The following is a 26,841-nucleotide window of genomic DNA, read 5'->3' as shown; positions in this document are numbered from 1 at the left end:
AATGTCCTTTTACCGAAGCTAACGAATAACCAAGGCAACTTGTTTGGAAAACAGTTCAAGTGCCAATCGGATGGTTATTTGATTAGACAGGTGGATTTAGTAAAAAGGTTTAACGCGATTGCGATTTATCCTCGCCTTATCGCGAAGTGTTCCATTTGTTCTTCACCGTCAAAGGATTCGCACCGGTTTCGACCACGCGCTTTAGCGTGATAAAGGGCACTATCAGCACGGTTAAACAACTCCATATCAGGTAAAGCAACTTGTTGAACCAAGGTGGCACAACCAATACTGGCCGTAACGTAGAGCTCCTGCTGCTGGTAGATGATCGGCTTTTCAGCAACCTTCTTTAGAAGGGTATTGGCAACGTGTTCCGCGCCTTGTTTATTGGTTTGCGGCAGCAAGATCGCAAACTCTTCACCACCAATACGGCACAATGCATCCGCAGGACGACGGAGACTGTAGTAGAGGCGTTTAGCTACCTGACGGAGCACTTCATCACCGACGGGGTGGCCGTGTTGATCATTCACGTTTTTGAAAAAATCCAGGTCGAGAATAAGCAGACTAAGCGTGGTTTGTTCGCGATTACTGCGGGCGACTTCAGCTTGATACTGCTCATTAAAGAACAGGCGGTTGCGTAGGCCAGTAAGTGGGTCTACCCAGGTTTTTTCATGCAACATTCGGTTTTTCGATTCGAGCGAGTCGATCTGTTGTTGCAATGAGCTGTACTGTTTTTGGTCGGCGCTTGATAGCTGTTGTTTCTTTTGTTCCAGCTGCGACGAGTGCGCCGAAAGCTTCACCAGTGGCCGGATAATATGGCACAACTGCCAAATGGCAATGGCTGCCAGCGCATAGATGATGGAGATGTCACTGCGCACTGGTAACTCTAGCGCCAGCACCATTAGGGCGAGCCAAGTAACCTGTTGATACCAATGACTTTGCCGTGACAGCAGGTGGTAGCACAACAGCGGTAAGGCGAAGGCGAAGCTCGACCACGCTTGCCATTGTTGTGGCACCATTAACCCAACCAAGACGGCAACGCCAACCCAGGGTATCGCCCATTGTTTGTTTAGTGGCAGTGCCGCAACCAAGGTAAGTAGTGCGCCGGTTGCGACTATTGGCAACAGTGGCGAGACGATAAGCATTGGTCCTGCTACGGCTACGGTTGCCATGGTGCGCCAGCGAATAGTAGTAAATAGCCACAGGATCACCTGACCAAGCAGCAGCGCCCCTAGCAGCATAAATAGAATCGGGTTTGGCAACTCGCCAAAGAATACGCGACCGTTACCATCAACAGAGTGATACAGATCGAGTGGGCGAGACAGGCTAGTGACTAAATGTCGCTGCAATGGTTGTTGCCAATCTGAGGCGGCAATTTCAATTACTTCAGTTCGAAGTGAGTCGACTTTGGCTAAGGTGATCGGCTCAAGTGAGAGCGTAGTGATGACCTGTGATTCATAAGGGGCTAATTGATGATGATGCCAGTGGGCGTTGCTTGCTGCATATGGTTGCCATTCTCTATCGCTAAACTCATCCACCTCTGCAGCGGTAGCATGTTGATGGCTGTATTGAGTGTGGCTATCAAATTTTTGGATCAGTAAACCCAAGCCCACGCTGATGGCCAAAGCTAGGAAAATCCTTATCCAACGCTTTTGAATGCTCTGCATTAATTAACAGCCAGTTCTAATAAATCCATTATATCCGTGTTAGTTTCTCATATAGATTCGCCTAAGTGCACCATAAGTCATTTAAACTTAATAAAATTTTGGAGTAAGCATGCAGCCTGTCTTCTTTGCGTTAATGTCTCGAATGCAGAACGTTCACCGGTGGGGCAAGTCGAACCCAACCCGAGCCGAAAATGTGGCGGAGCACAGTATGCAGGTGGCGATGTTTGCGCATGCGCTGGGACTCATTCACAACAAAATCTTCCCTGAGCTGAAGCCAGTGGACGAGAATAAGTTGGCGGTGGTGGCGCTGTTTCATGATGCTCCAGAGGTGCTAACCGAGGATGTGAATAGCGGCATTAAGTACTCGGCGCCAAGAATGTTGGAGTTGTGCCGTGAGATGGAAAATATCGCCACTGAGTTGCTAGTAGGTACGATTCCAGATCCGCTTAAGTCTAGCTATGCACCACTTTTGAGCCATGGCGAGGGCGATTTGGAAGCCCAGATTGTTAAAGCGGCGGATCTGCTTTCGGCTTACACCAAAGCTTTGGCGGAGTTGCGGGCGGGTAATATGGAGTTTGAGGGCACCGAACGTAAGGTGTTAGCAGCGCTGCAGCCCTTTATTGATGATCTGCCAGAGGTGAAGTGGTTTATGGATAACTTTGTAGCGTCATTCCACCTGACTATCGACGATCTCGTAGAGGCGGCTTTCGATTCTAAATAGGCTGGTTGTTTACGAAATTTGTGACCCAACCTGTGACGTGATCGATTTTTTATGAGATAAACGCTTTTATCGATTAAAAAAGCCTATTGCTCATTATGAATAAGTTACCGAGCCTCAAGAATTTGTACTATCTGGTGCAGCTGCATCGAGAGCAAAATTTTAACCGGGCTGCTAAAGCCTGCCACGTTAGCCAATCTACTTTGTCGTCTGGAATTCAGAACCTAGAAGAGCAGCTGGGTGGGCAACTGATTGAACGTGACCACAAATCCTTTATGTTTACCGCTTTAGGTGAAGATGTGGTTGGTCGTTCGCGGCATCTGTTGGCGGAAGTGCAAGAGATGACGGAGCTGGCGCGTAGCGCGGGTGAACCGATGGCGGGCACCATTCGCCTTGGCTGTATTCCTACCATTGCGCCGTTCTTGCTAAACCGGGTTGTTAAAGAGACCCAAGCTCAATTTCCTGAGATGAGCCTGTTGCTGCGTGAAGATACCACTGAAAGTCTGATCTCTGCCTTAGGCAGCGGCGAACTCGACCTGTTACTACTGGCGTTGCCGGTTGATACTAGCGGTTTTCATAGCATGTCGGTTGGTATTGATCCGTTTAAGCTGGTAGCGCACAAGGATCAAACCTTAGATTCTGAAGATTTGGAGTATGAAGAGTTTCCGGATCAAAGCATTTTCTTGTTGCAGCGCGAACATTGCATCACCGGCCATGCAATTAGTGCCTGTGATCTAAAAAACAGCGCCAAGATCAATCCATTCGCTGCGACCAGTTTGCATACATTGGTACAGATGGTGGATTCGAAGCTAGGGACGACGTTCCTGCCACAAATGGCGATTGATGCTGGGATCTTAAATGGTACTGAGTTGAACGAGTATCAGCCGAAGGGGACTGCACCATACCGCGAAATTGGCTTGGTATGGCGCCAGACTTCAAGCCGTTTGCGAACCTTTAGAACCCTCGGTCAAATGATCCAGGGGCTACTTCCGCCGAAGGAGCGTTAACCGCGAACACCTCGACCTCATGCTGCTTGCCTTTTAAGCGCATGGGGCCGATGGACTCTATGTTGTAGTTGGCTGTGTCACCTAAGCGATGGCGAATCTGGCCCGACAACAACAGATCTTGTTTTAATGGACCACACTGATCTTGCAGTCGCGCTAGGGTGTTGATGACATCAGAGAAGTAACTGATCTCCTGCTTATTCACTCCGACTACGGCGGTCATCACGCGACCACCATGAACCGCTCCTTTAAAGCGCGGTACAAAGCCGTAGTTCTCTTCGAAGTAGTTTTTATGCCAACCAATGATCTGCACAAATTCGTAGTAGAGATCTAAGCTGTGTTCGAGGTTGCGGTCGCGATTGAGCTCCCAGCTGATCATCGCCGCATCACCGATGTAACGGTAGATCTCACCCTTTTGACGAGTAACGCAGCCGGACAGCAGATCGAAACAGTCCTGCACCAAACGTGAGAATTGGAAATCACCAATGGCCTCAGCGTGTGCGGTCGAACCGACCATATCGATAAACAGGAATACTCGTTCCTCTTGGCGTGGTCGGTGGTAGTTGCCGACACCCATGTTGATTAGGTTACGAGAGCCCACCAATAATACTACTTGCTCGAAAAAGGCTAAGCACAACCGTACCCATACTAAGTACGCCAACATGATTGGTGTGGAGGCACTAGCCAATAAGCTTTGGGTCAGTTCGTTATAGTGGCGATCGAGTTGCGGTGCCGGTGTCCAAGTGTTGATCCAGATGGTCACTTTGATAAGGAAGAAGGCACCGAGCAGCAGGAACATCCCTTTGAATGCCACAATGGCAAGGTAGTTCATACGCCGAATAGCACTGATGTTGGCAATTAAGTTAGATAGCCAATGCAGACAACCTAAAATAGTGCCGAGATAAGTAACGATGCTGATGACGTCACCAGTGGTGAAATTCCACGACTCATTGTCGTACGCGAAGGAGTGCCGCACCGTCACAAAAATTAATATGGCGGCGGTCCATGCGATAACAGCAAAGATAAATTTTTTGAGTTCTTGACCTGTCTGCAAAGGAAAAAATTTCGCTACTTCTGAAAACGACGGGGGGTGCTATGAGCACAAGCGCACGATTGTAATGAATTGTGTGAGCTTAAACCAGCATTTGTGCTCAGCTTCTTACCTTAAAAATAGATATAGATCATGAAAAGTTTCTTTGGAACAGTAACTTGGTAAAACTGGTTCGAAGATAAAATCCGCGAGGAAGGGTGTTTATCTTACAACCGTCGGGGCCAATGGCTTCGGTTAATGCCTTGCGGTTAGCGGCTTTGGGACGCAATTGCAGCAGCTCTCCTTGGTGAGCGGTAATCGATTCTACCTTACCTAAGGCGACTTGCTCGATCAGCTCTTCCCAATCTCGCTGTAACTGTTGCTGTTCATCTGCAGTGGGTTGCCATAGTAGCGGCATACCGACATGGCGTTGTGCCACCGGAATGGATTTATCTCCCTGAACAGGGATCCACAATACATGGCTGAGCTTGTGGCAGACCGCTGAGTCTTGCCAGCGCAGACCGCGTAAGCCAGTAAGTGGACATACGCTTATGTAAGTTGACTCAATGGGTTTGTAATTTGCGTCAATGGGGACGGTTTTGAGCTCAACGCCTAAGTGGGGGAAGTCTGGTTCTGGTCGCGAACCGGCGCTGGCGCCTAACCAATGCTCCAACAGCTGCCCCACCCAACCTTTGTGGTGGCGAAGGTCATGGGGAGCGGCTATACCCAACTCAGCGGCAATTTCGCCCAGTTGCCATCCGGCAATGTGGTGAGCGCGCTGAAGAAGTTGTTCAATATCTTTAGGGGAACTGTGCATAACAACATTATATCGCGGTTGCGAATTGAGATCCGCTCTCTTAAGTTTTGACTCTAGTCATTACCTACTTGGTGTTATGCACAGTTCCTTCCACAATATATGGGTGAATCACAAATTTACGAACCCTACATCGGCGCAAAGAGCACAAAAAACACTCGACCGGTTGAGGGCTGTGGATAAAAAACTCGACACTTCAGTCACAATCTGATTGAGTTAACTAAGATTAAAAAACGAACAGAAAGAGTGTTTTTGCTGTTTTGCTTGTTTGGGTTGGAGGTAAGTGGTTGTTTTTATTGGTAAGTGTTTTTGAAGGCGAGCATTGCTGGTTATAATCAACGCTGATAAAGACAGTGTTAAAACAGATATTTGAGGTTATTCACGTAGTTATCCACAGAGTTAGTGGATATCTTCTGTTAATAACTTTTGTGATGACTAACAATGCACTATGTTTGCCGCATTGCTGCCTTTGTGGAACAATCCCAATAAGTTACGAATTTTATCGGATTATCTTGTGATCGATAGCGACGGCTTTCGAGCCAACGTTGGGATCATTATCTGCAACCGCAACGGCCAAGTGCTGTGGGCTCGCCGACTAGGCCAGCACTCGTGGCAGTTTCCTCAAGGCGGTATCAATGATGGTGAAAGCGCGGAACAGGCGATGTTTCGTGAACTTTTCGAAGAGGTCGGCTTAAAACGAGACGACGTTCGCATCATCGCCCGTAGCCGAACTTGGCTACGCTATAGGCTGCCTAAACGTCTTGTTCGACAAGACAGCAAGCCGGTTTGTATTGGTCAAAAGCAGAAATGGTTCCTGCTGCAATTGCAGTGTGAAGAAAGCCGCATCAATCTGGCCGCTTCTGGCCATCCAGAATTTGATGATTGGCGCTGGGTTAGTTTTTGGTATCCAGTAAGACAGGTGGTCTCATTTAAACGTGAGGTCTATCGTAAAGTATTGGATGAATTTACGCTGACTGCCTTAACCGGACAGCAGCCACAAAAAGGGAAGCCTGAGCCTTCGCGCAATCGCCGAAGGCGACGACCACGATGATAAATACTCTGCGGCAAATTGTTCAGCAAGTGTCACAAGCCGAAACTGTCGAACAGTCAGTGACCGAGCTTGTGAATTTGACCCGTTCCGCACTAAACACCGATTGTTGTTCACTCTATTTAGTGGATGAACAAGGGCTGTTGTTAGTGGCCAGTAATGGTTTAGCCGCAGATGCAGTGGGCCGCTCGCGGCTCGCATTAGGTCAAGGGGTCGTTGGCACCGTTGCTTCGCGCGAGGAGCTAATTAACCTTGCTAATGCGCCAAGTCATCCAGCTTTTGTCCGTTTACCTGAAGCCAACGAAGACGATTACCGTGCCTTTCTCGCGGTACCATTGGTGCACCGAGCGGTTACTGTTGGGGTGTTGGTGGTGCAACAGCGAATAGCACGTCAATTCAGTGAAGAGGAGGAGTCCTTTCTCATTACTCTTGCTTCGCAAATATCCCCGCAAATACACCAGCGTGCGCTTGCCAGTAAAAATGGTGAGTCGCGCTATTGTTATAGTGGCTTGAGTGCTTCCTCTGGCATCGCAATTGCACCAGCCCTAGTGGTGAAACCACAGGAGTCGTTGCAGCAACCAGAGCAGTTAAGTGTGGAGCCTGATCTCGAGTGGCCACGATTGCAGCAAGCGATTGATGCGACCATGGTGGATCTTGACGCACTGATGCTGCGGCTCGACAACGGTGTTGCTGATGATGTGCGGATGGTATTCGATAGCTACCAAATGCTGTTGGGCGATCCGGAGTTACTACGCAGTTTTGAGGCTCAATGCGAGCAAGGTTGGAGCGCTGAAACCGCCGTTTGTCGGGTAATGAAACAAGCGATGAACCGCTTTGCCAGCATGACTGACGAGTACCTGCGTGAGCGCGCTAGCGACATTCAGGACTTAGCGCAGCGGATTTTAAAGCAATTGTCAGCCTCCAGTGATCAAGTTAGCGAGGTTAATGGACCAATGATATTGGTGGCGACCGATATCACCGCAACCATGTTGCTGGAATATGGTGGCGAACAGTTGCAGGGGCTTATTAGTATTCGCGGTGGGGTTAATTCTCATACCGCCATCTTGGCACGAGCAATGGGGATCCCGGCCATTGTCGCGCTGGAAGGGATAACTGTCGAACAGCTCGATGGTCAACAGTTGCTTCTAGATGCCTTAAAGGGGCAAGTTTGGATAAACCCTGAGGCGGAGCAAGTTGCCCGATTCGAGCGGTCGAAACAACAACGAGATCGCTTCCAAGCGGTAATGCAAGAGCATCTATCGCAGCCTTGTGTGAGCCAAGATGGTCAGGCAGTGCAACTGATGCTTAATGCCGATGCAGGCTCAGTGGAGCAGTTAATGAGCCAAGATGGCGTTAGCGGTGTTGGTTTATACCGCACTGAAGCGCTGTTTATGGCGTCGGATCGATTCCCTTCCGAGCAACAACAGCGCCGTCACTATCACTTTATGTTGGAGCAGGCCAAAGGCAAACCGGTGGTGATCCGAACCTTGGATGTTGGCGGGGATAAACCGCTGCCATACATGCCTATCCGTGAAGACAACCCGTTCTTGGGCTGGCGTGGGATCCGCTTATGCTTGGATCATCCAGAGCTGTTTATCGGGCAACTGCGGGCGATGTTAAGCGCCAATGCCGATTTTGATAACCTTAAAATTTTGATCCCAATGGTGGCGCGGTTGGATGAGATCCACCAGTGTCAGCGCTTGATGCATCAAGCCTTAGCTGAATTGGTGGAGGAGCTAGATCGGCCGCTGCCGATCCCGCAATTGGGGATTATGATTGAGGTGCCTGCAGCGTTGATGCAACTGCCCAAATGGCTGGAGCAGGTTGATTTTGTTTCTGTTGGCAGCAACGATTTAACCCAATATATATTGGCAGTTGATCGCAATAATGAACGAGTTGGGCAGCAGTTTGATAGCTATCATCCCGCAGTAGTACAAGCGTTAGCGCAAGTGGCAGATAGCTGTAAAAATCACTCATTTAGCTTATGTGGTGAACTGGCCGGTGAGACTCAAGGTGCACTAATGCTGTTAGCGCTGGGGTATCGTGAACTGAGTATGAATGGACCCTCTTTAGGGCCGATTCATTATCTAGTACGCAATCTTGACCTACTGCAATTAGCTGATTTGAAGCAGGGCTTACTCGACGCACGTGATAGCCATGAAGTTCGGCAGTTGTTGCACAACCATCTACACCAGTCCGGTTTAGACAATTTGGAACAATTTTGATTATCTTGAGTTGCCGCTGAACGTTGCTACGGAGCTGCTAACTCACTATCCTTGTGCAAAAATTTTAACTCCCTAAGAGACTCATTTTTTCATGGCTGAACCTTGGTTTACCTTTCCTCAGATCGATCCGATTATTGTTGAGATCGGCCCGTTGGCATTACGCTGGTACGGGTTGATGTACTTGGCTGGCTTCTTAGCGGCACTTGGCTTATTAAACCGTTACGCTGATCAACCAAACTCCGGCTGGGATCGAGACCAAGTGTCTGACCTGTTGTTCTATAGCTTCTTGGGTGTGGTGCTTGGTGGCCGTCTTGGCTATGTCCTGTTTTATGGCTTTGAGTGGTTTTTGCAAGACCCACTTTATCTGTTCAAAATCACCGATGGTGGTATGTCGTTCCATGGCGGTCTAATTGGTGTTATTAGCGCGATGGGATACATCGCTTGGCGACAGAAGCGGACCTACTGGCAGGTGGCAGATTTAGTTGCTCCGGTTGTGCCTATCGGTCTTGGCCTAGGTCGTATTGGTAACTTCATTAATGGCGAATTATGGGGCCGAACTACCGATGTGCCATGGGCCTTCGTGTTTCCAGGCGCTGGCGCAATACCACGTCACCCGTCGCAGCTGTATGAGGCGTTCTTAGAAGGTCTGGTGTTATTTACGGTGTTGTGGTGGTTTAGCAAACGCAATAAGCGCCCTGGAGCGGTTGCTGGATTGTTCTTGGTAGGCTACGGTTTAAGTCGTTTTGCGGTTGAGTTTGTCCGTCAGCCTGATGCCCATATGAGCCTCTATTTTGGTATGACTATGGGGCAGTTGCTCACCGTTCCGATGTTGATGTTTGGTTTGTTCTTGATGGTGCGCCCGTACAAAGCGGCCAACGCTTAATAGCAAACAATATTGCTGCAATAAAAAAAAGAGAGCCAATTGGCTCTCTTTTTTGTTTTGGTTAAACCGAGAACGGGTATTTGATTGGCTCGTGGTGTTGGTAATCGACTACTTCAAAGTCGTCCATGGTGACCCAGGTTTCAATATCTTCGAGCGACTTGATGTTGGGGTTAATCTTTAAAGTCGGTAACGGCAATGGCGCGCGTTTGAGCTGCACATCACGCATCAACTCGAGCTGGTCTTCGTAGATATGAGCGTTAACAATTTTATGGAATGCGGTACCGGCTTTGTGGCCGGTAATTTGCGCAATCAACGCCAGTAGTACGTATACCTGCACCATATTAAAGTTCAGACCCAGTGGGACATCACAACTGCGTTGAGTGCTGTTGAGGTACAGGGTGTCACCCAGTAATGAGAAGTGGTGGCTGTACATACACGGGCGCAGGCACCCCATGTGGAAAGCACCCGGGTGGAAGAAGGTTAAGATTTCGCCACGGTTATCGATGCCATTTTTGAGGTCATCGATGATCTGCTTGAGCAGATCGATGCTGCCGCCATCGGGTTTTGGGAAGTTACGAGCTACTGCCCCATAGATAAAGCCGCAATCGTCTTCCCCCTTACGCAGTGGGTTGGCAAGCCAATCTGAATTCAGGTTGGCATTGGCATCCCAGGTTTTGGTGCCAAGGGCGCGGAAGTCGGCGGCATTATCGTAACCGCGCAGGTAGCCTATCACCTCGGCAATGGCCGATTTATAGAAGCTTTTGCGGGTGGTCACTAACGGAAATTCGCCAGCAGCAACATCGTATTCAAGATCGGCGTTAATGACGGTAAGGCAGCGCTTACCGGTGCGCTTGTTTTCAACCCACTGCCCTTTATCAACAATGCGTTGGCACAAATCTAAATACTGTTTCATCTGGCGAAATTATCCTGTTGTTATTGTTGTGATGATCCTAGCAGATTGAGTAGTAGCGATAAACGCTGGCCCGCGCGTAGGATTGAAAGGAAGCTTAAGATGGGGAAGGGCTAACAAACATAAGCGAGGGAGCGTAAATCCCCTCGCTTAATTGACTGAGCGAACGATGGTTAGCAGTTATCGCTGTTCATTTCGCCTTCAGATTTAGCAACGATGGTGGTTGCCACCAAGTCACCGGAAACGTTAACTACGGTTCGAGCCATGTCGAGGACGCGATCGATGCCTGCAACCAGTGCGACCCCTTCCAACGGTAAGCCGACGGTGGTCAGTACTAACGTCAGCATCACCAAACCAGCACCTGGAACACCAGCAGTACCAATGGACGCTAGGGTGGCGGTGGCGATAATGGTTAGGTATTGGCTTAGGGTTAAATCAATGCCGAACGCTTGTGCCACGAACAACGCACATACGCCTTGGTATAGTGCGGTTCCATCCATGTTGATAGTGGTACCCAGTGGCAATACAAAGCTAGAGATGCGCTTATTTACACCGATGGCTCCGGCACACTTCATTGATGCAGGTAAGGTACCGGCGGAACTTGAAGTGGTGTAGGCGACAGCCATCGCTTCGGAGATCTTTTTAAAGAACTGCAGCGGATTCATACGGGCAACGAGCGCCAATAGGGTGCCGTAGAAGCCAAAGATATGCAGGGCGCAACCAAGGTAAACTGCAAAGATAACCTTAATCAGGGGCAGTAATACGCTCAAACCGTATGAGCCTGCAACCCATGCCATCAGCGCAAATACACCGTAAGGGGCAAGGCGCATAACCAAGTCGGTCAGTTTGAACATCGCTTCAGCCATCGACTCAAAAAAGGCCGCCGCTGGTTTACCGCGCTCACCGATAAGCACCAGTGACACGCCTAGGGCAACAGCAAATACGATAACCTGCAGGATCTTGCCATCTGCGAGGGCTGCCACTGGGTTTGTCGGTACAATAGCCACTAAAGTATCAATAAACGAAGGGGCTTCTTTACTATTTGCAACCAACTCTGATGTTGGTAGTGACAGGCCAGCACCGGGCTGCAGTAAAGCGCCCAAGGTTAGACCTATGGTGATCGCCACTGCAGTGGTTGCGAGGTAGAACAGGAACGATTTTAAGCCGATGCGGCCCATCTTGTGGGTATCTTGCATCGAGGTGATGCCGACAATCAACGAGCAGAAGACCAGCGGCACGATAAGCATTTTGATGGTATTAACGAATAGGGTACCGATAGGTTTCAGGTATTGCGCGTTTTCCCCGAGCATGGCGCCGGTCGCCATACCTAAAATCATGCCAATAAGGATCTTTAACCATAGTGGAACGCCACACCAGCGTGCCCAAGGCGAAGGTGTGTTAGTTGAATCAGTGGAAGCGGATGTCATCAGAAGTGCCCAGTAATACCAGTGAAAAATTCTCAGTAATTGTACTTGGCCAGTTCGATTTACTAGCGCGACGAATGGCATGGATGTGATCCGGATCGGCTGTGATTCTGGCTATAGCACGATAACTAATTTCAACCCCTTGTAGTCGCCACCGAGTGCTCTAGTTGGTTGATTCATATGCAAGTTCGGTTTTTCCGAGTTATAATACAGAAACAAACGATTTTCCCTGTCTATTGGATATCCTTACACTTTCGACTCTTTCAAATATGGAGCGATGTATGCCACAGCGGATTAAAAACTTCTTGGGACAACCAGCAGCGGGCGGAATGATCCTGCTTGCCATGGTTGGATTAGCAATGGCTATGGCCAACTCGTCGATGGCGACGTGGTACCAAGGGTTTCTTGACACACCGGTACAGATCCGCATCGGCGCATTAGATCTGGATAAACCACTGTTGTTATGGGTTAACGACCTATTAATGGCACTGTTTTTCTTACTCATCGGCTTAGAAGTAAAGCGTGAGTTGTTGTTTGGGGCGCTATCAACTTGGCGTCAAGCGGCGTTACCGACCTTTGCAGCCATTGGTGGCATGGTTTTCCCAGCACTGATCTTCTTGATGATTGCCGGCGGTGATCCTATTGCAGCGAATGGTTGGGCAATCCCCGCCGCTACCGATATCGCTTTTGCCTTAGGTATTTTGGCCTTGGTAGGCAGCCGAGTGCCGCCGAGCTTAAAGGTGTTCTTGTTGGCCTTGGCTATCATTGATGACCTGTTGGCGATCGTCATCATTGCGGTGTTTTACAGCGGCAGTTTGTCGACCACCAGTTTGGTGATTGCAGCGGTAGCGATTAGCGCCTTAATCGGCCTAAACCGCGCTAACGTTCGCACGCTAACGCCGTACATGTTGATCGGTACAGTGCTGTGGGTTGCGGTATTAAAGTCTGGCGTTCACGCTACGCTTGCAGGTGTGGTCTTAGCCTTTACTATCCCATCGGGTCATCAGGCCAATAAGCCTTGTCCGAGTGATACCTTAGAGCATAGCTTACACCCGTGGAGTACCTTCTTCATTCTACCGTTGTTTGCCTTCGTGAATGCTGGGGTAAACCTGGACGGAGTTGGGGTTAATGATCTGATGGCACCACTGCCACTGGGCATTGCTGCTGGCCTGTTGCTTGGTAAGCCGTTAGGTATCTTGCTGTTCAGCACCGTGGCGATTCGTACCAACATTGCCCGTATGCCGCACGGCGTTAACTGGACGCAGTTGTTGGGTGTCGGGTGCTTGTGTGGTATCGGCTTTACCATGGCGATGTTTGTTGCCTCGTTGGCGTTCGAAGCTGGGATGGTGGAATACGGTGCGATGGCACGATTGGGGATCTTGATTGGCTCTGGTGTTGCAGCGGTTATTGGCTTTACGTTATTGCGTTTCGCTAAGCCGACCGTAACTAACGGTTAGTTTGAGTTAACAGGGGTACTCAATGGCGCATCTGAACTATAACCATTTGTATTATTTTTGGATGGTCCAGAAAAAAGGCTCAGTGGTAGCGGCGGCACAAGCGCTATTTCTGGCGCCACAAACGGTGACAGGTCAGATCCGCCAATTGGAGCAGCGACTTGGGGGCAAACTTTTCGATAGAAAAGGGCGCCAATTACAACCAACCCAGTTGGGGCTGCTGGTGTATCGTTATGCCGATCAGATGTTCAATCTCGCTTACGAGATGCAGGATCTCCTCAACTATACCAAGGATGAGTCGATCTTGTTCGAGGTTGGCATTGCTGAAACCCTGTCGAAACCCTTAGCCAGTCGGGTGTTGTTATCGGTTATGCCAGCCGATGGCAGCATCCACTTAAACTGCTTTCAAGCCGCGGACGATCAATTGGCGGCTCGGCTTGATCAGCATAAACTTGATATGATCTTGTCCGGCAGTGACGCTGAATCTCGTAATTACAGTACCATTCTCAGCCAAAAGCTTGGCAGCTGCGGAATCTGTTTCTTTAGTCAAAAAACCATCGATGGGGAATTTCCTGCCAACTTAGAGCAGGCTGCAATGTTGATTCCTCAGCGAAAATCACCGTTGGGGCAACAGTTGTTGCGCTGGTTCGATGGGCTTGGACTTACGCCGAAGATCCTTGGTGAGTTTGATGACGCTGCGATGATGAAGGCCTTTGGCCGCCACAGTCACGGGATCTTTGTTACGCCGAACCTGCAAAAGCAGGAGATGTTGGACGCCGGTTTAACCTTAATTGGCGAAACGGAGGAGGTGCAAGAGGAGTATCACGTGATGTTTGCGGAACGAATGATTCAGCACCCAGCAGTGCGGCGGTTGTTGAGCACTGACTTCGGCCCTTTCTTTGCCGGCAACGAGTAATCATTTTCACGTGCGTTAAGTTAGTGCGATCTATCACCTTGTTTTGATTTTTTTGTGATGCGAACATAGTGGGTCTGCTTTTCGAGGTATCCCTGTGGCTCGTGCTCCCTATCCTATTGTTATTACTATCCTTGGTATTGTTGCTGGGTTAACGCCACTTGCCATTGATATGTACCTCCCTGCGATCCCTGCTTTGGGACTGCACTTTTCCGAGCCTGTTGAACGGGTACAGCTGTCCGTTAGTGTCTATCTATTATTCTTTGGTTTTGGTCAGTTATTGTTTGGCCCCCTCACTGACGCGATTGGTCGACTGAAAGTGATGAACGGCGGCCTGATGCTATTTGGCTTTGCCAGCTTGGGTTGTATCTTTTCCCATAATCTTGAACAACTGTTGATGTGGCGTGCGTTACAGGCGGTAGCGGGGGCTGCAACATCAGTGGTTACGATGGGAATGATCCGCGACCGCTTCAAGCGTGACGAATTCGCCCGTGCGGTAAGCTTTGTTATGTTGGTAATGCAGCTTGCGCCTCTACTCGCGCCAATCCTTGGCGGTTACCTACTGGTGTTTGCCGGCTGGGAAAGCTTGTTTGTTTTGCTGGCAATAGTCGCGATGGTGATGTTGCTTGCCGTGTCACTTGGACTGGGTGAAACCTTACCACCGGAGCGGCGCCATTCCCTGTCGTTTCGTTCTGCTATAAAAACCTATCTGACCATCTTGCGCCACCGTCCATGCCTCGGCTTACTGCTGGTGGGGATCATGACTGCCGGTTCGCTGTTTTCTTTTATCGCTGCAGCACCATTTGTCTATATCGAACACTTTGGGGTTGCCCCAGAAAACTTCGGTTATATCTTTGGCTTAAACGTGGTGCTGATGATGATCTGCACCAGCTTTAATGCCCGCTATGTCGCTAAATTAGGGGCGCGGCGGATGCTGTCGATAGGCTTAACTATTGCGGCGTTCGGGGCGGTACTCATGCTGTTATGTCAACTGATTGCCCCAGATTGGATGTGGGGTATGACCATACCAGGGGTGTTTATCTTAGGTCCAATAGGGATGATTGCTGCTAACAGCACCAGCCTAGCATTGGAATACTTTGATAACGCCGCCGGCTCGGTGGCTGCCCTAGGGGGCTTTATGCGCTTTACTTGGGGAGCAGCTTCTAGTGGACTAATCAGTTGGTTGCACAACGACACTACCTCACCGTTGGCGTTTATGATGATTAGTTGTACCAGTGCAGCGGTGCTGATCTTTTGGCTGCAGAGCCGTGCTACACTGAGTCGCGATTAACTTGGATGCTGTAATACCAAGTGCATGAGTATTTGAGGAACAGGGATGACCCAACAACAACAAAGTACGCCAGCGCAGGACATTCGCCGGCTCAAGTGGGCCTGCCGCCGTGGCATGTTAGAGCTAGATGTTTTGCTCGAACCCTTTGTAGACCGGGAGTACGCTGGTCTAAGTCGTGGCGAACAACAGCAGTTTGAACGGCTGCTTACCAGCGACGATCCAGAGTTGTTCGCTTGGTTTATGGGCCACGAACAATGCCCCGACCCACAGCTTGCTAGCATCGTTAAGCTGGTCCTTGAGCGAAATCGTTTATAGTTTTCGGCCGCACCACTCCCGCCTAGGCCAAATATGGTACTGGGCGGCGACAACCTTTCTCGTTCTATTGATTCTCAGTTGGCCACAGCAGGCCGCCTTGCAACCGTTGCTTCAAGCTATGCTGGGGCTTTATGTTGGTTATTTCCGTTACCATAATCGACCAAAACGTCTCGCCGCTTTTACCCTTGAGGGGAATGGACGAGGTCGATTGTTGGCCGCTGGTGAACAGTTTCAATTATCGGTTCGGACGCGGTTGCTGCCGCAGGTGGTAGTACTGCATAGTGAGCAATTGGGGTGGCAATGGTTGTGGTGCGATAGCATCGACGACACCCATTGGCGTCGCCTTTGCCGGATAGCGCTGAAGGCTCAACGCGGAGAAAGTATGGTTGGGGCTGGATCAGAGCTTAATTCAGGGTAATCCAGAGTAAAGTGTAAGCCACGGCTCTCTTTGCGCTCCATTGCACAACGAATGATAAGCTCAGCGACCTGAACAAGGTTACGCAGTTCCAGCAGATCATTGCTGATCTTAAAGTTGGAGTAATACTGGCGGATCTCCGCTTCAAGCATCTCTACCCGGCGCAGCGCTCGTTGCAAGCGTTTATCGGTGCGAACGATGCCGACGTAATCCCACATAAAGAGTCGTAATTCATGCCAGTTGTGAGCAATCACCACGTGTTCATCGGAATCGACTACTTGGCTTTCATCCCAGTGTGGCAGCGGTAATTCAGGGCGATCTTTGGCTGCATCAAGCTGTTCGACAATGGCATTGGCTGCCGCTCGAGCGAACACCAAACACTCCAGAATTGAGTTGCTGGCCATGCGGTTGGCGCCATGCAAACCGGTGTAGGCCACTTCACCAATGGCGTATAGGCCGGGCAGATCAGTGGCACCGTTCAGATCTGTCATCACTCCACCACAGGTGTAGTGAGCCGCTGGTACTACTGGGATCGCAGATGTGGTGATGTCGATGCCTAACTCTAAGCAGCGCTCATAGATCGTAGGGAAGTGTTTGGTAATAAACTCAGCCGGTTTATGGCTGATGTCTAAGTACATGCAATCCGCGCCTAATCGTTTCATTTCGTAATCGATAGCACGGGCAACAATATCTCGAGGGGCTAACTCTTCGCGGGGATCAATACCTGGCATAAATCGAGTGCCATCTGGCCGCTTTAGCTGCGCACCTTCGCCTCGTAATGCTTCGGTCAACAGGAAGTTGCGCGCGTCCGGATGAAATAGGCAAGTGGGATGAAACTGGTTAAATTCCATATTGGCGACACGGCAACCGGCACGCCATGCCATAGCGATACCGTCGCCAGAGGCTACATCTGGGTTGGAGCTGTATTGATACACTTTGGACGCGCCGCCGGTGGCGAGCGTAACAAAGTTGGCTCTAACTGTTTCCACTTGGCCACTGGCACGGTTGAGTACGTATGCCCCTACCACCCGGTCGCTCTGGGATTTATCCAGCTTTTTCGCGGTGATTAAATCAACGGCGTTAAAGCCCTCTAACACGGTGATATTAGGGTGCAGTCGGGCTTGTTGCTGCAGCGTTAGCTGGATCTCTTTGCCGGTAGCGTCCGCTGAATGGAGAATCCGGCGATGGCTGTGGCCACCTTCACGGGTTAGGTGATAGCGATGTTGTCCATCACTGCCGGTCTCTTGGTCGAAATGCGCTCCTTGGCCAATCAACCACTCCAATGCATCACGGGCGTGACTAGCCGTAAAGTGAACGCTATTGCGATCACACAAGCCGGCGCCAGCAATTAGCGTATCTTCGACGTGGGAATCGATGCTGTCGTCTTCATCAAATACCGCAGCGACTCCGCCTTGGGCATAATAGGTCGATCCATCTTTGAGTTTGCTTTTGGCTATCACAATAACCTTGGCGAAATCAGCCAATTTTATCGCAAGTGTTAAGCCAGCGGCGCCGCTGCCAATAATTAACGCGTCGGTGCGGTGTTCAAGCCCTTGAGTCATCCGGTATCATGGTGGGAATTTAAATGGTTCGATAATGTTACCCTGACTTGCTGGAAACACCCAGTTTTTCGATGCGTAGCTGTTTTTTTTCGAGATACCTATTTTTTTACGAACTTTTTCCGAAGGTCGCAGTCTCACATAGTGCGCTTGAGACGAGTAAACCAAAAATTCAACAGGTTAGTAGGAGTGACGACTCGAGTGAGTGAGCCGTTAAGTGATCAACAACTGGTCGAGCGTGTTCAGCAGGGTGATAAGCAAGCTTTCAACCTGCTCGTAGTGAAGTATCAGCATAAGGTGGCCAATTTGATTGGTCGCTTCGTGAAGAATCAGGGTGACGTCGCTGATGTAGCGCAAGAAGCGTTTATTAAGGCATACCGTTCACTCCCTAATTTTCGCGGTGATAGTGCGTTTTATACTTGGTTGTATCGCATTGCGGTAAACACAGCGAAAAACTACCTTGTAAGCCAAGGTCGTCGGCCTCCAGCCAGTGACGTTGATGCGGAAGAGGCAGAGTTTTACGATGGTGCAGATGCACTTCGTGACGTTGCGTCACCGGAGCGACAACTATTAACAGACGAGATTAAGTCAGCGGTGTTCAGTACCATTGACAGCTTGCCTGAAGAGTTAAAAGTAGCCATCACCTTGCGAGAGTTGGAAGGTATGAGCTATGAAGAGATTGCGGCAGTGATGGACTGCCCGGTAGGAACGGTCCGCTCTAGGATCTTCCGCGCACGGGAAGCCATTGATCGGAAAATTCAACCGCTCGTTGAACGGGCATAAAAAGGTACCTTATCGTGTCAGATATCAAGGAACATTTGTCGAATTACGTGGACGGCAACGAACACGACGGCATGTTGGACCAGATCATGTCAGATCCGGAACTGCGTCAGCGTTGGCAAAATTACCATCTAGTTGGTGATGTGATACGTAACGAAGTACCAGCGCAGATCAATTTTGATATTGCCGGTCAAGTGGCTGCTCAATTGGAGTTGGAACCAACGGTATTGGCTCCAAAACCGTCGAAGCAACGCTTTGCTATGCCGGCCAAGGTTGTGCAGCTAAGTAAGCAATTTGGCCAGTACGCCATTGCTGCTGGTGTTGCAGCAGTAGCCGTTGTAGGTGTGCAGCAGTACGGTGCGCAAAACAGCGCGGTTAACCCGTCGCCAGTATTGCAAACCACGCCGATGCTTGGTGCACCGACTCCAGCCAGTTACCAAGTACCTGGCATGGGCGCTCAAAACGAGCGTACCGCTGAAGAGTCTGCTAAAGAACAGCAGATCCGTGCCAACGCGTTCTTGCGCGACCACCTGTTACAGCAACGTTTGAATGGTGTTGTGGTACAGCATTAAGCATCTGCACTTAACAGGAATATAGTTTGCAGCGAATTTTGTTTGTTATTGCACTGGCCTTCACCAGCATGGCCAGTGCAGCCCCCTCTGAGTCCGGCAGCGATGTAGCTAAGCAATGGCTAGGTCGAATGGCTCAAGCCTTGAATCAGCACAACTTTGAACTCTCCCTCGTACAGATGCAGCGAGATCAGATCCGGCCAATGCGCTATTACCATGGCGTTTTGGATGGAGAGCAGATCGCATTTTTAGAGAACCTTAATGGGCCAATTAAAAGTGCCGCTCGTGTTGGCCGTAAGGTTGTCTTTCTAGAACAAGACGCTCAGCCTTATAGCGTTCAGAGTGCTCGCATCCCTGATCTCTTCCCCGGCGCCTTTGCCGGTGGCTTGTTGCAGCTTGAAGGTAACTACAGCTTTGTTGCCGGTGGGCGCAATCGGGTCGCAGGGCGCAGTGCCCAACTGATTCGCATTGTGTCTGCTGATCAGTACCGTTATCAGTACCGTGTCTGGTTGGACGTAGAGAGCGCATTGCCGCTGCGAGTTGATCTGGTTGATCCTGACAACGCACTGCTGGAACAGTTACTGGTTGTTGAAACCCACGTATTTAAGCAACCGCTGCCGATTTTAGCAGAGATTAAAGCACAGCCTTGGCCTGAAGTAGTATTGGCGCCAGTGAGTCAAACCGATCACCCGTGGCGCTTTGGTTGGTTGCCAGAAGGGTTTGAGGTTAAGCATTATGATCAGCACCTTCTGCTTGGTTTAAATGAACCAGTTGAATATCTGTCGTTGACCGATGGCCTGAGCAATTTCTCTGTCTATATTGGCCTCGTAGGTCGAGTCAGCCTACCAAAGAGCATTACTGCGGGTAATGGCTTGTCGCTGACCTCCTCGGTGCATGGCGAATATGAAGTGGTGGTGGTTGGCAAGATGCCGGTAGAAGCCCTTAACAACATCGCCGAAAACATCTACCCACAGAAGCCCGAATGATAGAAGCCATTGCTACGGTTGAGGCGTCACAAGCTGGCACTTTGACTATAAGCTGGTTTAGCCAAACTGCTTGTGGTCACTGCGAACAAGCAGACGAGTGCGGCTCAGGTGTAGTGGCTAAAGCGATGGCACCGAAACAAAATCGGCTCACCATCGACAGTAAACAACACTATCCTATAGGCACCCAGCTGCGAGTTGGTATTGCCGAACAAGATTTGCTTAAGGCCTCTGCCGCGGTTTATTTGTTACCGCTTGTTAGCGGTATCGGTATGGCAATGGCAGCACAAGCTACTATTGGCACTGAGGCCGTTACCATTTTAGCCTCAATAATCGGGGGCGTTATCGGTTGGGCTGTAGCTCGTTCGTGGGCGGCAAAACAGCCAAAACCACTGACCATTCTCGGTCAGTTGGGCGAACCGCTCTCAGGCGCATAGCCCAGCGGCAAAAAATCCGCTAAAATCGCCCCCCTTAGTTATACCTGTCGTAGTAAATAAGTGTTCTAACTGCTCCACGGAAGCGCAGCGCTTCGAACACGGATGGTCAGAACCATTATTTACTGGGATTGGTATTTAGATTCAGTTTATTAGCGAAGTACCGGCACAGATGAAGCACATTCGAAATTTCTCGATTATCGCCCATATCGATCACGGCAAGTCGACCTTGTCAGACCGATTAATCCAACACTGCGGCGGCTTGTCCGAACGTGAAATGGAATCGCAGGTTTTGGATTCTATGGATTTGGAACGTGAGCGCGGTATTACCATTAAAGCCCAGAGTGTAACTCTGGACTACCATGCCCAAGATGGCGAAACCTACCAGCTGAACTTCATTGACACCCCTGGGCACGTCGACTTTAGCTATGAAGTCTCGCGTTCATTGGCTTCCTGTGAAGGTGCCTTATTGGTGGTTGATGCAGGTCAGGGCGTTGAAGCGCAGACCTTAGCTAACTGTTACACCGCCATCGAAATGGATCTTGATGTTCTGCCAATCCTGAACAAGATCGATCTGCCTCAGGCGGATCCTGATCGTGTTGCCCAAGAGATTGAAGACATCGTTGGCATCGATGCGGTTGATGCCACTCGCTGTTCCGCTAAAACCGGTCTCGGCATCGAAGACGTTCTGGAAACCATCGTCCGCGATATTCCGGCCCCAGAAGGTGATCCAGAAGCGCCGCTGCAGGCCTCTATTATCGATTCATGGTTTGACAACTACCTTGGCGTGGTCTCTTTAGTTCGCATTAAAAACGGTAAACTGAAGAAGAACGACAAGATCAAAGTGATGAGCACCGGTCAGGTGTGGGGCGTTGACCGTTTAGGTATTTTTACGCCAAAACAGGTCGATAAAACCGAACTGTTATGTGGTGAAGTTGGCTGGGTTGTTATGGGTATCAAAGAGATCCATGGTGCCCCAGTAGGCGATACTCTAACCCACGCCAAAAATGGTTCCGATGAGCCGCTGCCGGGCTTCCAGAAAGTGAAGCCGCAGGTATATGCCGGTTTATTCCCAATCTCATCGGAAGATTACGAAGCGTTTCGTGATGCACTGGCGAAACTGTCGTTGAATGACGCCTCGCTATTTTACGAGCCAGAGAGCTCTACCGCACTGGGCTTCGGTTTCCGTTGTGGCTTCCTTGGCATGCTACACATGGAGATTATCCAAGAGCGTCTTGAGCGTGAATACAACTTGGATCTGATCACCACTGCACCAACGGTAGTTTACCAAGTAACCACCACTGCTGGTGAAGTGGTAATGGTAGATAACCCATCGGGTTTGCCTGCCATCAACAGCATCGAAACCATCGCAGAACCAATTGTTGAAGCCAACATTTTGGTACCGCAAGAGTACCTCGGCAACGTGATTACGCTATGTATCGAGCGTCGTGGTGTGCAGAAAGACATGACCTACCACGGCAACCAAGTGGCGGTTCGCTACGACCTACCAATGGCTGAAGTGGTACTGGATTTCTTCGACCGTTTGAAGTCGACCTCCCGCGGTTTCGCTTCGTTGGATTACAACTTCGTGCGCTTTAACGAAGAGAAGATGGTTCGTGTAGACGTACTGATTAACGGCGACCGCGTTGATGCGCTAGCGATGATCACCCACGTTGATAATGCACAGTTCCGTGGTCGTCAGCTGGTTGAGAAGATGCGCGAGCTGATCCCTCGACAGATGTTTGACGTGGCGATTCAGGCTGCTATTGGTAACCAAGTTATTGCTCGTTCTAACGTTAAAGCCCTGCGTAAAGACGTAACCGCTAAGTGTTACGGCGGTGACGTTTCTCGTAAGAAGAAACTGCTGCAGAAGCAGAAAGAGGGTAAAAAGCGTATGAAGCAAGTAGGTAACGTTGAGGTTCCACAGGAAGCGTTCCTTGCCATCTTGAAAGTCGGAGACAGCTAATTCATGGCTACCCTGTTTTCTCATATCTTAGTACTGGCTACGCTGGTATGTGGATTAGTCTGGGCGTTCGATCACTTTGTGTTGTTGCCGAAGCGCCAAGCTGCGCTGGCAACAGCCGAAGCCAACAGTGGCGCGCCGTTGGACGAGAACACCCGCACCGGATTGCTGCGTGAGGGGGTTATTGCCGAAAACTGCCACGGGGTGTTCCCGGTGCTGTTTGGTGTGCTGATCTTCCGTTCATTTATATTTGAACCGTTTCAGATCCCATCGGGTTCGATGATGCCAACCTTGTTGGTTGGCGATTTCCTGTTGGTTGAGAAATACGCATACGGCATCAAAGATCCAGTATGGCGCAATACTCTGGTGGAAACCGGCAAACCGGATCGCGGTGACATCGTGGTATTCAAATACCCGAAAGATGAACGCATCGATTACATCAAGCGAGTGGTTGGTCTACCTGGTGATCGCATTGTCTATCGTAACAAGAGCCTGTACGTTCAGCCTAAGTGCGAACAGGGCCAAACCCCTTGTCCTGAGCTGAAAGAGATCTCTCGGGTTGAGGTCAACCAAGGTGAATTTAACCAAGGTGCAATTGCGCTGACCCGTCTGCGTGAAGAGATTGGCGAGGTGACCCACGACCTGCTAATCAACCCAAGCCGTCGCGAGCCGGTAGGCTATTACTATCAGCAAGATGGTAGCCGTGTGGGTGAGTGGATTGTGCCTGAAGGCAAGTACTTTGCTATGGGTGACAACCGCGATAACTCCACTGACAGCCGTTTCTGGGGCTTTGTTGATGAGTCGCAACTAGTTGGTCGAGCGAACGTTATCTGGATGTCATTCGAGTTTGAGCGCGGTGCTGACAGCATCTTACCTAGTTGGGTTCCTACCGGGGTTCGTTTAGACCGTATTGGAGGCCTGGAGTGATGCAGCTCAAGCTAAAACGCTTGCAGGATGCACTGAATTACCAGTTCAAGGACGAAGCGCACCTGCAACTAGCACTGACTCACCGCAGTGCCGCAGGGCTTCATAACGAACGCTTGGAATACCTAGGGGATGCGGTATTGGGTTTTGTCATTGCTGACGAGCTTTACCACCGCTTCCCTAAGGTAACCGAGGGCGATATGACTCGCATGCGGGCAAGCTTAGTCAAAGGGGTAACCTTGGCTGAGCTTGGCCGCGAGCTGAATCTACCTGAAGTGATTAAGCTTGGCCCCGGCGAGTTGAAATCAGGTGGTTTCCGCCGAGAATCGATTCTGGCCGATGCGGTTGAAGCGATCTTTGGTGCGGTTTATCTGGATAGCGGTACTGAAGCGATTAGAAGCTTGATTCTACGCCTGTATAAATCGCGTCTAGACGCCATCGTACCGGGCTTACGCCAAAAAGATCCAAAGACCAGCTTGCAGGAGTTTCTGCAAGGTCGTCGTAAAGCACTGCCTGTTTATACCGTGCTCACCGTTGCCGGTGATGCTCACGACCAAACCTTTACCATTAGCTGTGAAGTAGAAGACTTAGCCGACGCGATTGTTGGCGAGGGCTCTTCACGCCGCAAGGCCGAGCAGGACGCTGCAGCCAAGACTCTGGAGCTGTTACAGTCATGACCGATACCACCTTTTGCGGCTTTGTCGCCATCGTTGGCCGCCCCAATGTGGGCAAATCCACGCTGCTAAATAGCATCTTGGGCCAAAAAATCAGTATTACTTCGCGTAAGCCACAAACCACCCGCCACCGCATCATGGGCATTCATACGGAAGGGTCTTACCAGACCATCTTTGTTGATACTCCTGGGCTGCACGTGGATGAGAAAAAAGCGATCAACCGTTTGATGAACCGCGCTGCGGCTTCCTCCATCGGTGACGTTGAGATGGTGGTGATGGTGGTTGAAGGGACCAAATGGTCGCCTGACGATCAGATGGTACTTAACAAGGTCAAACGTGGTGCTGGCCAGCGTAAAACTGTGCTGGTAGTGAATAAGGTTGATCAGGTTAAAAACAAAGAAGAGCTGTTCCCGCATCTAGAGTGGTTACAGCAACAATTTGCTTTTGACGCCATTATCCCAATGTCGGCAGGTAAGGGCGACAAGCCAGATCAGATCGTTAAGATGGCGCAACAGCTGCTACCTGAAGGCGTACACTACTTTCCAGAAGAGTACGTGACCGATCGCAGCCAACGCTTTATGGCGGCTGAAATCCTGCGCGAGAAGCTGATTCGTTTCTTAGGGGATGAACTACCGTACTCACTGAACGTTGAAATTGAACAGTTTGGTGTTGATGAGAAAGGCACTTTCCACATCAACGCCCTGATCTTGGTTGAACGTACCGGTCAGAAGCGCATGGTGATTGGTAATAACGGTGAGAAGATCAAAGTGATCGGCCGTGAAGCGCGAATCGACATGGAAGAGCTGTTCGACACCAAGGTTTACCTTGAGACATGGGTAAAGGTGAAGTCTGGTTGGGCCGACGACGAACGCGCCCTACGTAGCCTCGGTTATGGCGACGACTGAGCCGCTTAGTCGGGCCTACTTGCTGCATGCTCGGCCTTACAAAGAGAGCAGCTTGTTACTCGACCTACTTACCGAAGATCACGGCCGCATTGCGGCCGTTGCTCGTATTGGCGGCAAAACCGGAGCCGCTAAGAAAGCGCAGCTGCAACCCTTTCGGCCGCTAAAGGTTGGCTTAAGCGGCCGCTCAACGCTGCGCAACCTCGCCCAACTTGAAGCTCCGAGTATGCCGCTACCTCTGACTGGTACGGCGCTCTATAGTGGCCTCTATCTCAACGAACTATGCCAACGGACTTTGCCTGAGTGGCAAGAGTGCGCCACGCTGTTTGAGCAGTATCAACAAAGCCTGATTGCCTTGGCCAGCGAAGCGCAGGCAGAGGCCAATTTACGCTATTTTGAGCTCGCGTTATTGCAACACCTTGGTCAAATCCCCGCTTTAGAATACGATGCCAGTAGTCAGCCGTTATCTACCAGTGCTAACTACTTATGGCAGGCAGGACAAGGCTTTATCGCCACCATACAACCCAACCATCGTGCCGTTAGTGGAGCGATGTTATTGGCATGGAGTGATCACCAGCTTCTTGAACTGGAACACCTACGCCAAGCCAAACATTTAATCAGAGCCTTATTGCAGCCGTTGCTTGGCAACAAACCACTGCATAGCAGGACGCTATTTAACCGACAACGAGGACGACATGAGCATACTTCTGGGCGTTAACATCGATCACATTGCTACCCTTCGCCAAGCCCGTGGTACTGATTACCCCGATCCGGTGCACGCCGCCGCAGTTGCTGAAATGGCTGGCGCTGATGGCATCACGATTCACCTGCGTGAAGACCGTCGTCACATCGTTGATCGCGATGTTGAGTTATTGGCGCAGACCATTAAAACACGGATGAATCTTGAAATGGCTGTGACCGATGAGATGCTGGCTATTGCCGAGCGGATCAAACCGGCTTACGTATGTTTGGTTCCGGAAAAGCGGGAAGAGCTGACGACCGAAGGCGGTTTAGATGTCGTCGGCCAGATGGATAAGATTGAAGACGCTTGCACTCGTTTAAAGGCGGCTGGCATTAAGGTGTCGTTGTTTATCGATGCCGATCCCGCTCAGATTGAAGCTGCCGCCCAAGTTGGTGCACCGTACATTGAGATCCATACCGGAGCCTACGCTGATGCTGAATCTGACGTTGCTCAGCAAGCAGAGCTAAAGCGTATTGCTAAGGGCGCGAAACAAGCAGCAGCACTAGGTATCGTTGTGAATGCAGGCCACGGTTTGCATTATCACAACGTTGGTCCTATTGCTGCTATTCCTGAGTTCTATGAACTCAATATTGGCCACAGTATCATCGCGCGGGCTGCAATTGAGGGGCTAGCTCCAGCGGTGCAGACGATGAAACAATTGATGTTGGCTGCGCGTCGTTAATGGCGATTAAAGGGCTCGGTACCGACATTGTCGAAATCGCTCGCTTTAGCGATCGCTTCGATAAGCTTGGCGATAAGTTAGCACGGCGCATCCTAACCGAGTCTGAGCAGGCAGAATTTGCTCAAAGCTCAACCCCAGCCCGCCTGTTGGCGAAGCGTTTTGCCGTCAAAGAGGCTGCTTCTAAGGCGCTAGGTACCGGGATAGGTCGTGGTGTCTCGTTCCATCATATTGAGCTTTATCACGATGACTGGGGCGCGCCTAAGCTGCGATTCAATGGTGGTGCTGCAGAGCGACTAGCATCACTTGGCGCAAACTGTGCGTTGGTAAGCCTATCGGATGAGAAAGCCTACGTGGTGGCGACCGTTATCATCGAGTAGCGGCGTGCTCAAATAGGCAAGTCTGCTACCGCCATAACTGAAAAAGCTTCCATCGATGGGTAACGATGGAGGCTTTTTTGAGGCTGTGTCACAGTTAACTGTTGAGGTTTATAGCAAGCCTTCGGCTTCACCGATTTCGGTGCT

At 50.3% G+C, this 26,841-nt stretch carries 27 protein-coding genes; 21 read left to right on the top strand and 6 right to left on the bottom strand.

The window, feature by feature from the left end; all coding sequences use genetic code 11:
* Nucleotides 1-125 precede the first annotated feature (125 nt).
* Nucleotides 126-1,622, bottom strand: coding sequence for a GGDEF domain-containing protein (locus HER31_RS11840; RefSeq protein WP_168660779.1), 1,497 nt, complete (start codon nt 1,620-1,622; stop codon nt 126-128).
* Nucleotides 1,623-1,773: 151 nt separating this feature from the next.
* Between HER31_RS11840 and yfbR the strand changes: the two genes are divergently transcribed.
* Both yfbR and HER31_RS11830 read left to right on the top strand, forming a co-directional pair.
* Nucleotides 1,774-2,385: a 5'-deoxynucleotidase gene (gene yfbR, locus HER31_RS11835; RefSeq protein ID WP_168660778.1), complete on the top strand. Its 612-nt coding sequence runs from the start codon at nt 1,774-1,776 to the stop codon at nt 2,383-2,385.
* Between the two features lie 95 nt (nt 2,386-2,480).
* Nucleotides 2,481-3,389, top strand: a complete 909-nt coding sequence (locus HER31_RS11830; RefSeq protein ID WP_168660777.1) for a hydrogen peroxide-inducible genes activator — start codon at nt 2,481-2,483, stop codon at nt 3,387-3,389.
* Here the strand turns inward: HER31_RS11830 and HER31_RS11825 are convergent.
* Both HER31_RS11825 and mutH read right to left on the bottom strand, forming a co-directional pair.
* On the bottom strand, nt 3,337-4,362 hold the full coding sequence (locus HER31_RS11825; protein ID WP_238786817.1) for an adenylate/guanylate cyclase domain-containing protein: 1,026 nt from the start codon (nt 4,360-4,362) through the stop codon (nt 3,337-3,339). The genes HER31_RS11830 and HER31_RS11825 overlap by 53 nt on opposite strands.
* Before the next feature lie 205 nt (nt 4,363-4,567).
* The gene (gene mutH, locus HER31_RS11820) at nt 4,568-5,233 is read right to left on the bottom strand and encodes a DNA mismatch repair endonuclease MutH (RefSeq protein WP_168660775.1); all 666 of its coding nucleotides are present in this window, start codon (nt 5,231-5,233) and stop codon (nt 4,568-4,570) included.
* A 511-nt stretch (nt 5,234-5,744) separates the two neighbouring features.
* Here mutH and rppH point away from each other — a divergent pair.
* From rppH to lgt, 3 genes are all read left to right on the top strand, one after another.
* Complete coding sequence (rppH, locus tag HER31_RS11815) at nt 5,745-6,281, top strand: RNA pyrophosphohydrolase (protein ID WP_168660774.1); 537 nt, start codon at nt 5,745-5,747, stop codon at nt 6,279-6,281.
* Nucleotides 6,278-8,503 (top strand): phosphoenolpyruvate--protein phosphotransferase, encoded by a 2,226-nt coding sequence (gene ptsP / locus HER31_RS11810; protein WP_168660773.1) that lies wholly within the window; start codon nt 6,278-6,280, stop codon nt 8,501-8,503. The genes rppH and ptsP overlap by 4 nt, the downstream gene beginning before the upstream one ends.
* 91 nt (nt 8,504-8,594) lie before the next feature.
* Nucleotides 8,595-9,386, top strand: coding sequence for a prolipoprotein diacylglyceryl transferase (gene lgt / locus HER31_RS11805; protein WP_168660772.1), 792 nt, complete (start codon nt 8,595-8,597; stop codon nt 9,384-9,386).
* Between the two features lie 61 nt (nt 9,387-9,447).
* Here the strand turns inward: lgt and HER31_RS11800 are convergent, their stop codons facing one another.
* Together HER31_RS11800 and HER31_RS11795 are read right to left on the bottom strand one after the other, a co-directional pair.
* Nucleotides 9,448-10,299 (bottom strand): thymidylate synthase, encoded by an 852-nt coding sequence (locus HER31_RS11800; protein WP_168660771.1) that lies wholly within the window; start codon nt 10,297-10,299, stop codon nt 9,448-9,450.
* A 170-nt stretch (nt 10,300-10,469) separates the two neighbouring features.
* Nucleotides 10,470-11,723, bottom strand: a complete 1,254-nt coding sequence (locus tag HER31_RS11795) for a dicarboxylate/amino acid:cation symporter (protein ID WP_168660770.1) — start codon at nt 11,721-11,723, stop codon at nt 10,470-10,472.
* 278 nt (nt 11,724-12,001) lie between these two features.
* On the opposite strand from HER31_RS11795, the gene nhaA reads away from it, so the two are divergent.
* The 5 genes from nhaA (at nt 12,002) to HER31_RS19005 (ending at nt 16,111) form a co-directional block, all read left to right on the top strand.
* Nucleotides 12,002-13,177: a Na+/H+ antiporter NhaA gene (nhaA, locus tag HER31_RS11790; RefSeq protein WP_168660769.1), complete on the top strand. Its 1,176-nt coding sequence runs from the start codon at nt 12,002-12,004 to the stop codon at nt 13,175-13,177.
* Between the two features lie 22 nt (nt 13,178-13,199).
* Entirely contained in the window at nt 13,200-14,090 is an 891-nt protein-coding gene (gene nhaR, locus HER31_RS11785) for a transcriptional activator NhaR (RefSeq protein ID WP_168660768.1), read from the top strand.
* A 94-nt stretch (nt 14,091-14,184) separates the two neighbouring features.
* Nucleotides 14,185-15,378 carry a Bcr/CflA family multidrug efflux MFS transporter gene (locus HER31_RS11780; protein ID WP_168660767.1) on the top strand — a complete coding sequence of 398 codons (1,194 nt, stop codon included), beginning with the start codon at nt 14,185-14,187 and terminating at the stop codon, nt 15,376-15,378.
* Nucleotides 15,379-15,423: 45 nt separating this feature from the next.
* Nucleotides 15,424-15,693, top strand: coding sequence for an FAD assembly factor SdhE (locus tag HER31_RS11775; protein ID WP_168660766.1), 270 nt, complete (start codon nt 15,424-15,426; stop codon nt 15,691-15,693).
* On the top strand, nt 15,650-16,111 hold the full coding sequence (locus tag HER31_RS19005) for a protein YgfX (RefSeq protein ID WP_420811000.1): 462 nt from the start codon (nt 15,650-15,652) through the stop codon (nt 16,109-16,111). The genes HER31_RS11775 and HER31_RS19005 overlap by 44 nt, the downstream gene beginning before the upstream one ends.
* On the opposite strand, the gene nadB is transcribed toward HER31_RS19005, so the two are convergent.
* Entirely contained in the window at nt 16,060-17,670 is a 1,611-nt protein-coding gene (gene nadB / locus HER31_RS11770) for an L-aspartate oxidase (RefSeq protein WP_168660765.1), read from the bottom strand. The two genes, HER31_RS19005 and nadB, sit on opposite strands and share 52 nt — an antisense overlap.
* 198 nt (nt 17,671-17,868) lie before the next feature.
* Here nadB and rpoE point away from each other — a divergent pair, with 198 nt between their 5' ends.
* The 11 genes from rpoE (at nt 17,869) to acpS (ending at nt 26,697) form a co-directional block, all read left to right on the top strand.
* Entirely contained in the window at nt 17,869-18,450 is a 582-nt protein-coding gene (gene rpoE, locus HER31_RS11765) for an RNA polymerase sigma factor RpoE (RefSeq protein ID WP_168660764.1), read from the top strand.
* Nucleotides 18,451-18,464: 14 nt separating this feature from the next.
* Nucleotides 18,465-19,019 carry a sigma-E factor negative regulatory protein gene (locus HER31_RS11760; protein ID WP_168660763.1) on the top strand — a complete coding sequence of 185 codons (555 nt, stop codon included), beginning with the start codon at nt 18,465-18,467 and terminating at the stop codon, nt 19,017-19,019.
* 26 nt (nt 19,020-19,045) lie between these two features.
* Nucleotides 19,046-20,002, top strand: coding sequence for a MucB/RseB C-terminal domain-containing protein (locus HER31_RS11755; RefSeq protein WP_238786816.1), 957 nt, complete (start codon nt 19,046-19,048; stop codon nt 20,000-20,002).
* Nucleotides 19,999-20,436: a SoxR reducing system RseC family protein gene (locus HER31_RS11750; RefSeq protein WP_168660762.1), complete on the top strand. Its 438-nt coding sequence runs from the start codon at nt 19,999-20,001 to the stop codon at nt 20,434-20,436. Before HER31_RS11755 ends, HER31_RS11750 begins: the two co-directional genes overlap by 4 nt.
* Before the next feature lie 169 nt (nt 20,437-20,605).
* A complete protein-coding gene (gene lepA, locus HER31_RS11745) occupies nt 20,606-22,399 on the top strand; it encodes a translation elongation factor 4 (protein ID WP_168660761.1) in 1,794 nt (597 codons plus the stop codon).
* Nucleotides 22,400-22,402: 3 nt separating this feature from the next.
* Complete coding sequence (gene lepB / locus HER31_RS11740) at nt 22,403-23,323, top strand: signal peptidase I (protein ID WP_168660760.1); 921 nt, start codon at nt 22,403-22,405, stop codon at nt 23,321-23,323.
* Entirely contained in the window at nt 23,323-23,997 is a 675-nt protein-coding gene (gene rnc, locus HER31_RS11735; RefSeq protein WP_168663307.1) for a ribonuclease III, read from the top strand. The genes lepB and rnc overlap by 1 nt, the downstream gene beginning before the upstream one ends.
* Nucleotides 23,994-24,899 carry a GTPase Era gene (gene era / locus HER31_RS11730; protein ID WP_168660759.1) on the top strand — a complete coding sequence of 302 codons (906 nt, stop codon included), beginning with the start codon at nt 23,994-23,996 and terminating at the stop codon, nt 24,897-24,899. The genes rnc and era overlap by 4 nt, the downstream gene beginning before the upstream one ends.
* The gene (recO, locus tag HER31_RS11725; RefSeq protein ID WP_168660758.1) at nt 24,886-25,614 is read left to right on the top strand and encodes a DNA repair protein RecO; all 729 of its coding nucleotides are present in this window, start codon (nt 24,886-24,888) and stop codon (nt 25,612-25,614) included. Before era ends, recO begins: the two co-directional genes overlap by 14 nt.
* Entirely contained in the window at nt 25,592-26,320 is a 729-nt protein-coding gene (gene pdxJ / locus HER31_RS11720) for a pyridoxine 5'-phosphate synthase (RefSeq protein ID WP_168660757.1), read from the top strand. The genes recO and pdxJ overlap by 23 nt, the downstream gene beginning before the upstream one ends.
* A complete protein-coding gene (gene acpS / locus HER31_RS11715) occupies nt 26,320-26,697 on the top strand; it encodes a holo-ACP synthase (RefSeq protein WP_168660756.1) in 378 nt (125 codons plus the stop codon). The genes pdxJ and acpS overlap by 1 nt, the downstream gene beginning before the upstream one ends.
* Nucleotides 26,698-26,841 lie beyond the last annotated feature (144 nt).

The sequence above is a fragment of the Ferrimonas lipolytica genome, from assembly GCF_012295575.1.
Taxonomy (GTDB): domain Bacteria; phylum Pseudomonadota; class Gammaproteobacteria; order Enterobacterales; family Shewanellaceae; genus Ferrimonas; species Ferrimonas lipolytica.
Note: the sequence above shows the minus strand (reverse complement) of the source record. Positions and strands in the feature narration are given on the sequence as shown.